This window comes from Aromatoleum sp. (genome assembly GCF_035254505.1).
GTDB lineage: Bacteria > Pseudomonadota > Gammaproteobacteria > Burkholderiales > Rhodocyclaceae > Aromatoleum.
In genome coordinates this window covers 104,556-111,455 of the sequence record NZ_DATFAO010000058.1, presented here as the reverse complement: position 1 = coordinate 111,455, position 6,900 = coordinate 104,556, and the positions used below count along the sequence as shown (strand labels likewise).

Annotated in this window: 5 protein-coding genes; 2 read left to right on the top strand and 3 right to left on the bottom strand. The window is 62.0% G+C overall.

Annotated features, from left to right (window positions below; all coding sequences use genetic code 11):
* The 3 genes from VJ673_RS11790 to apbC form a co-directional block, all read right to left on the bottom strand.
* The coding region (locus VJ673_RS11790) for an Orn/Lys/Arg decarboxylase N-terminal domain-containing protein (RefSeq protein WP_324126295.1) at positions 1-1,961 on the bottom strand (1,961 nt) is incomplete at its 3' end.
* 141 nt (positions 1,962-2,102) lie between these two features.
* Positions 2,103-2,669, bottom strand: coding sequence for a dCTP deaminase (gene dcd / locus VJ673_RS11785; protein WP_015434927.1), 567 nt, complete (start codon positions 2,667-2,669; stop codon positions 2,103-2,105).
* Between the two features lie 110 nt (positions 2,670-2,779).
* A complete protein-coding gene (apbC, locus tag VJ673_RS11780; protein WP_324126294.1) occupies positions 2,780-3,871 on the bottom strand; it encodes an iron-sulfur cluster carrier protein ApbC in 1,092 nt (363 codons plus the stop codon).
* Between the two features lie 167 nt (positions 3,872-4,038).
* On the opposite strand from apbC, the gene VJ673_RS11775 reads away from it, so the two are divergent.
* Together VJ673_RS11775 and metG are read left to right on the top strand one after the other, a co-directional pair.
* The gene (locus VJ673_RS11775) at positions 4,039-4,608 is read left to right on the top strand and encodes an OmpA family protein (protein WP_324126293.1); all 570 of its coding nucleotides are present in this window, start codon (positions 4,039-4,041) and stop codon (positions 4,606-4,608) included.
* 78 nt (positions 4,609-4,686) lie between these two features.
* Positions 4,687-6,828 carry a methionine--tRNA ligase gene (gene metG, locus VJ673_RS11770; protein ID WP_324126292.1) on the top strand — a complete coding sequence of 714 codons (2,142 nt, stop codon included), beginning with the start codon at positions 4,687-4,689 and terminating at the stop codon, positions 6,826-6,828.
* Positions 6,829-6,900: the final 72 nt, after the last annotated feature.

Sequence of the window (6,900 nt, the reverse complement as noted above, 5' to 3'; positions counted from 1 at the left end):
GGAACCATGTCCGAGAGGTACATCTCAGTCGTCAGGCGCGCGACGTCGTTGGCCTTGTAGAAGCTGTGGATCTGACCGCAAAGGTCCTTCAGGCCGACCTTTTCGTAGCGGGGGTGCTTGGCGATGAACTCCGGCATCACGCGCCATAGCGGTTGATTGCGGTCGTAGTCGTCCTTGAATTGCTGCAGTTCGGTCACGAGGGTGTTCCAGCGCCCCTTGGTGATGCCGATCGTGAACATGATGAAGAACGAGTAGAGTCCGGTCTTCTCGACGATGATCCCGTGTTCGGCCAGGTAGCGGGTCAAGATGCCGGCCGGGATACCCGTGTCGGCGAAATCGCCGTCCACGTCGAGGCCCGGGGTGATGATCGTCGCCTTGATCGGGTCCAGCATATTGAAGCCCGGCGCGAGATCGCCGAAGCCGTGCCACCGGTCGCCCGCTTGCAGCATCCAGTCTTCGCGATCGCCGATGCCCTCTTCGGGCAAATAGTCGGGCCCCCACACCTGGAACCACCAGTCCTCGTCGCCGAACTCGGCATCGACCTTACGCATGGCGCGACGGAATTCGACCGCTTCGGATAGCGATTCCTCGACCAGGGCAGTGCCCGCAGGAGGCTCCATCATCGCAGCGGCGACGTCACACGACGCGATGATCGCGTACTGCGGTGACGTGGAGGTGTGCATCAGGTAAGCCTCGTTGAAGATGTCGCGATCCAGCTTGCGCGTCAGGGAATCCTGCACGAGGATCTGAGACGCCTGCGACAGGCCGGCGAGCAGCTTGTGCGTGGACTGGGTCGAGAAGATCATCGACTTTTCGCAACGCGGACGGTCGGCACCGATCGCGTGGTAGTCCCCGTAGAAATCATGGAAGGCGGCGTGCGGCAGCCAGGCTTCGTCGAAGTGCAGCGTGTCGATTTCGCCGTCGAGCATCTCCTTGATGGTCTCGACATTGTAGACGACGCCGTCATAGGTCGACTGGGTGATCGTCAGGATGCGCGGCTTCTTGTTCACGGCATCGCGGGCGAACGGATTGGCCGCAATCTTCCTCTGGATTGCTTCGGTGCTGAATTCGGCGAGCGGAATCGGGCCGATGATGCCGTAGTGGTTGCGGGTCGGTGTCAGGAACACCGGTATCGCGCCCGTCATGATGATCGAATGGAGGATCGACTTGTGGCAGTTGCGGTCGACGACGACGATATCGCCGGGCGCAACGGTGGTGTGCCACACCATCTTGTTCGAGGTCGAGGTGCCGTTGGTGACGAAATACAGGTGATCGCAGTTGAAGATTCGCGCGGCGTTTCGCTCGGATGCGGCGACCGGGCCGGTGTGATCGAGCAGTTGACCGAGTTCTTCGACGGCGTTGCAGACGTCCGCGCGCAGCATGTTCTCACCGAAGAACTGGTGGAACATTTGGCCGACCGGGCTCTTCAGGAAGGCGACGCCGCCGGAGTGGCCCGGGCAGTGCCACGAATAGGAGCCGTCCGCAGCGTAGTGCGTCAGCGCGCGGAAGAACGGCGGCGGCAGGCTTTCGAGGTAGTTCTTCGCTTCGCGCACGACGTAGCGGGCGATGAACTCCGGCGTATCCTCGAACATGTGGATGAAGCCGTGCATCTCGCGCAGCACATCGTTCGGGATGTGGCGGCTGGTGCGCGTTTCGCCGTGCAGGAAGATCGGGATGTCGGCGTTGCGGAAGCGGATCTCTTCGACGAAGGCGCGCAGGTCGGCGATCGCCTTGTCGGCGGCTTCCGGCGAGGAGAACTCTTCGTCGTCGATCGACAGGATGAAGGCGGAGGCCCGACTCTGCTGCTGCGCGAAAGATCTCAGGTCGCCGTAGCTCGTGACCCCGAGCACCTCCATCGCTTCGTCTTCAATGGCCTGGGCCAATGCGCGGATACCGAGGCCGCTGGTATTTTCCGAGCGGAAGTCCTCGTCGATGATGATGATCGGAAAGTGAAAGCGCATCCCAGTGTTCTCCAACTGCTTGCCTTGCGGCAACGGGCTTCGCCCGCATCATGGTTGCTCCCGGCTCGCCGGAAAGCACAAAGGGCCGTCAGACGGCCCCGTTGATCATTGCCTCCGCACCCCGGCGGTTCGACAGATCGATCAGATCTTCGGCAGCGTGACGCCGGTCTGGCCGAGATACTTGCCGCCCCGGTCGCGATAGGAGGTGGCGCACTCCTCATCGGACTCGAAAAAGAGCATCTGCGCAATCCCTTCATTCGCGTAGATTTTCGCGGGCAAGGGGGTGGTGTTCGAGAATTCCAGGGTCACGTGGCCTTCCCACTCGGGTTCGAGCGGGGTGACGTTGACGATGATGCCGCAGCGCGCATAGGTGGACTTGCCGAGGCACACGGTCAGCACGCTGCGCGGGATGCGGAAATATTCGACAGTCCGCGCGAGCGCAAAGGAGTTCGGCGGAATGATGCAGACATCGCCGACGAAATCGACGAAGTTGCGTGCGTCGAAATCCTTCGGGTCGACGATCGTCGAGTTGATGTTGGTGAAGATCTTGAATTCGTTGGCGCAACGGACATCGTAACCATAGCTGGACGTACCGTATGAGACGATCTTGCCGCCGTCGTTCTGGCGCACCAGCTCGGGGGCGAAAGGCTCGATCATCCCGTGCTGCTCCGCCATACGGCGGATCCACTTGTCGGACTTGATGGACATGGAGTGCGGATTCCTCGTGAACCTGCCCGGAGCGACCGGACGCGAAAAATCCGCGTAGTTTAGGGCATGCGCCGCCGGATCAAAAGCACAAATCGAGCGGCGCCTGTCCATCAGGTGTTCTTGATGACAATGTTGGGGAACTTGTGGGTCATGTCCTTGGCCTTCTCGGCGACGCGGACGGCGACCTTGCGGGCGATTTCGCGATAGATGCCTGCGATGCGGCTGTCGGGATCGGATACGGCCGTCGGCGCTCCGGCATCGGTTTCCTGCCGGATCTTCAGGTCCAGAGGAAGCGCTCCGAGGAAGGGAATATTGTAATCGGAACAAAGCTTCGCCCCGCCGCCGGTACCGAAGATCGGCTCCTCGTGACCGCAATTCGAGCAGATGTGGACGCTCATGTTCTCGATCACGCCGACGATCGGCACGCCGACCTTTTCGAACATCTTGATGCCCTTGCGCGCGTCGAGGAGCGCAATGTCCTGCGGCGTCGTGACGATCACTGCACCGGTCAGCGGCACGTTCTGCGACAGCGTGAGTTGGATGTCGCCAGTCCCCGGGGGCATGTCGACGACGAGGTAGTCCAGGTCCTTCCAGTTGGTTTCGCGCAACAACTGGGTCAGGGCCTGCGTCGCCATCGGGCCGCGCCAGACCATCGGAGTCTCGACGTCGACCAGGAAACCGATGGACATCGTCTGCAGGCCGTGGGCCTCGAGCGGTTCCATGGTCTTTCCGTCGAGCGATTGCGGACGCTGGTCGCCGATACCCAGCATCTGCGGTTGCGAGGGACCATAGATGTCGGCGTCCAGAATGCCGACTCGCGCGCCTTCCGCCGCGAGTGCCAGGGCCAGGTTTGCAGCGGTGGTGCTCTTGCCCACCCCACCCTTGCCGGAAGCGACAGCGATGATGTTCTTGACGCCAGGCAGCAATTTCACGCCCTGCTGCACGGCGTGGGCGACGATCTTGCTGGTCACGTGCGCGTCGACACGCTCGACGCCCGGCAGCGCCGCGACGACGGCGGAGACCATGTCCCGGATCGCCGTGTACTGCGTCCGCGCCGGATACCCCAACTCGACCTCGAAACTGACTTTGCCGCCAGCGACGGAGATATTGCGGATACAACGTGTCGAAACGAGGTCCTTGCCGGTGTTGGGGTCGATGACGGCTTTGAGGGCTTCGGCGATTGACTCGGGGGTCAGACTCATGGCGAACAATCCTTGACGGTCGGGCCCCGCTCCTGGGGCAGTGACATGCATCATACCTAAGGGCGCGCCGGCACTCATCCTTAACGGAAAAAGGGGCATCCGTATGCCGACGAAACGGTAAAATCGCGGTCCCGAAAATTCACGCTCCTTGCAGGAAGTACACGAGCATGCCCCGACTTGCGGCCTTGGCAGCCTGCGCGCTGATCGCGACTCTTTCCGCCTGCGCCACGCCCCCCGCCGCGCCCCGTCCCGCAGCAGCGGTCGATAACGCCGGACACGTCACGCTACCGACACCGAAGGTCGATTGGCCGGCCGAACGAGACCGGATCAAAAGCGCGCTTGGCGGGCGCGCGGACTTATCGCTTGCGGCAGCCTCCGACGAACAGCAACTGCGAATCCTCGTGCCAGGCGCCGATGCCTTTGCACGTGACGAGGCCGCACCGAAAGCCGGACTCAGGACGACGCTCGACAAGATCGCGTCCGTCCTGGCGGTAACGGCGGAGACTGAGATCGTCGTGATCGGACATACCGACAGCCTCGGCAGCGAAACCTACAACCTGCAATTATCGATCCGGCGAGCCGAAGCGGTGGTCGAGTATATTAGGACGCGCGGAATCGCCCTCTCCCGCCTCGTCGCTGACGGTCGCGGCGAAGCGGAACCGATCGCAGACAACGGCAACGAAACGGGTCGCGCCAGGAATCGGCGCATCGAAATTGTCGTGCGTCCGTTCAAATAACCGCCTTGAAGACACCTCGCGCCACGAACTGGGGCCGCGGCTTTGTTAAAATCGCGTTTTCGCTCTCGCAGACTAGCCATGCCCCGGAATATCCTCGTTACGAACGCACTGCCCTACGCCAACGGCGACATCCACCTCGGCCATCTGGTCGGCTACATCCAGGGCGACGTCTGGGTGCGCTATCAGCGCATGCGCGGGAACATGGTGCATTACGTCTGCGCGGACGACACCCACGGCACGCCGATCATGCTGCGTGCCGAAAAGGAAGGAATCACGCCCGAGACGCTGATTGGGCGAGTTCATGGCCAGCACCTGCGCGACTTCACCGATTTCGGCGTCGCATTCGACAACTACCACAGCACGCACAGCCCGGAAAACCGCAGCTATGCCGAGGATGTCTACGCGCGTTTGCAGAAGGCGGGCTTCATCGACACGCGCGCGATCGAGCAGTTCTACGACCCGGTCAAGGAAATGTTCCTGCCGGACCGTTTCATCAAGGGCGAATGCCCCAAGTGCGGTGCAGCGGACCAGTACGGCGACAACTGCGAAGTCTGCGGTGCCGCCTACGCGCCGACGGAACTGAAGAACCCTTACTCGGCGGTTTCCGGTGCAAAGCCGGTGCTGAAGACGTCGGAACATTACTTCTTCCGGCTGTCCGACCCGCGCGCGGTGGCCTTCCTGCGCGAATGGACGCGCGGCACGAGTGCCAGCGGCACTCGGCGTCTGCAGGCGGAAGCGGCGAACAAGATGAAGGAATGGCTGGGCGACGAAACGACCAGCGACGGTGAGAACACGCTGTCGGACTGGGACATTTCGCGCGACGCGCCCTATTTCGGGTTCGAGATTCCGGATGCTGCCGGCAAGTACTTCTATGTCTGGCTCGACGCACCGATCGGCTACCTCGCGAGCTTCCGCAACCTCGCCGACAAGCGCGGCGACATCGTCGTCGATGATTTCGTCGATCCGGCTCGCGCGGGCGCCGCTGGCACCGAGATGGTGCACTTCATCGGCAAGGACATCCTGTACTTCCACGCCCTCTTCTGGCCTGCAATGCTCGAATTCGCGGGTTACCGGACGCCGACGCAATTGTGCGTGAACGGTTTCCTGACTGTCGACGGGGCAAAGATGAGCAAGAGCCGCGGCACTTTCATCACTGCGCGCTCCTACGTCGATCAAGGGCTGAACGCCGAGTGGCTGCGCTACTACTTCGCGACCAAGTCGAACGGCACGATGGAGGACGTCGATCTCAACCTCGACGACATGATTGCGAAGGTGAATTCGGATCTCGTCGGCAAATACGTCAACATTGCGAGTCGCTGCGCGGGCTTCATCAGCAAGCGCTTCGACGGCAAACTGGGTTCGAGCGACGTGGCAGCGACCGCGGCCTTCAAGGAGGCGTTTGAATCCGGCGCGATCGCGCAAGCCTACGAGGAGCGCGACTACGGTCGGGCGATGCGCGAGATCATGCATCTGGCGGACCTCGCGAACCAGTATGTGAACGACAACAAACCCTGGGAGCTCGCCAAGCTGGAAGGCCAGGAAGCGCGACTTCATGTCGTTTGCAGCACCGCGCTGACGCTCTTCCGCGATCTGACGCGCTACCTCAAGCCGGTATTGCCGGCACTCGCGGCGAAGGTCGAAGCATTCCTAGCGATCGAGCCGTTGTCGTGGCAGGAAGGCTGGGCTGCGCTGCCCGCGGGACATTCGATTAACGCATACGCTCATCTGATGACGCGCGTCGAACGGAAGCAGGTCGACGCGCTGCTCGAAGCAAATCGTGAGTCGCTCGCGCCTGCGACAGTCGAAACCAAGGAGGCGAGTTCACAGCAGCGTCATGCCGAGAAGCAACAGCACGAGGTGCAGGCGGCGGAGACCGCGATGTCGCATATCTCAATCGACGACTTCACGAAGGTCGATCTGCGTATCGCAAAGATCGTCAGTGCCGAGCATGTAGAGGGCGCCGACAAGTTGATCCGTCTGCAACTGGATATCGGCGAAGAAAAGCCGCGCCAAGTCTTTGCCGGCATCAAGTCGGCCTACGATCCGGCGACGCTCGTCGGTCGGCTCACGGTCATGGTCGCCAACCTCGCGCCGCGCAAGATGAAATTCGGCATGAGTGAAGGGATGGTGCTGGCTGCCTCCGACCCCGACGGCAAGACCGGCGGGCTCTACATTCTCTCGCCGGACAACGGCGCGACTGCAGGCATGCGCGTGAAGTAGGCTCGCAGCGCAGATGCCCCTCACTCCTCCAAGCGCTGGCTCGTGCAGCAGCGCACAGCACCCGCTCGACTA

Coding starts and splice junctions, on each gene's coding strand:
- apbC (WP_324126294.1), bottom strand. CDS start 3,871: ATGAGTCTGACCCCCGAGTCAATCGCCGAAGCCCTCAAAGCCGTCATC.
- VJ673_RS11775 (WP_324126293.1), top strand. CDS start 4,039: ATGCCCCGACTTGCGGCCTTGGCAGCCTGCGCGCTGATCGCGACTCTT.
- dcd (WP_015434927.1), bottom strand. CDS start 2,669: ATGTCCATCAAGTCCGACAAGTGGATCCGCCGTATGGCGGAGCAGCAC.
- metG (WP_324126292.1), top strand. CDS start 4,687: ATGCCCCGGAATATCCTCGTTACGAACGCACTGCCCTACGCCAACGGC.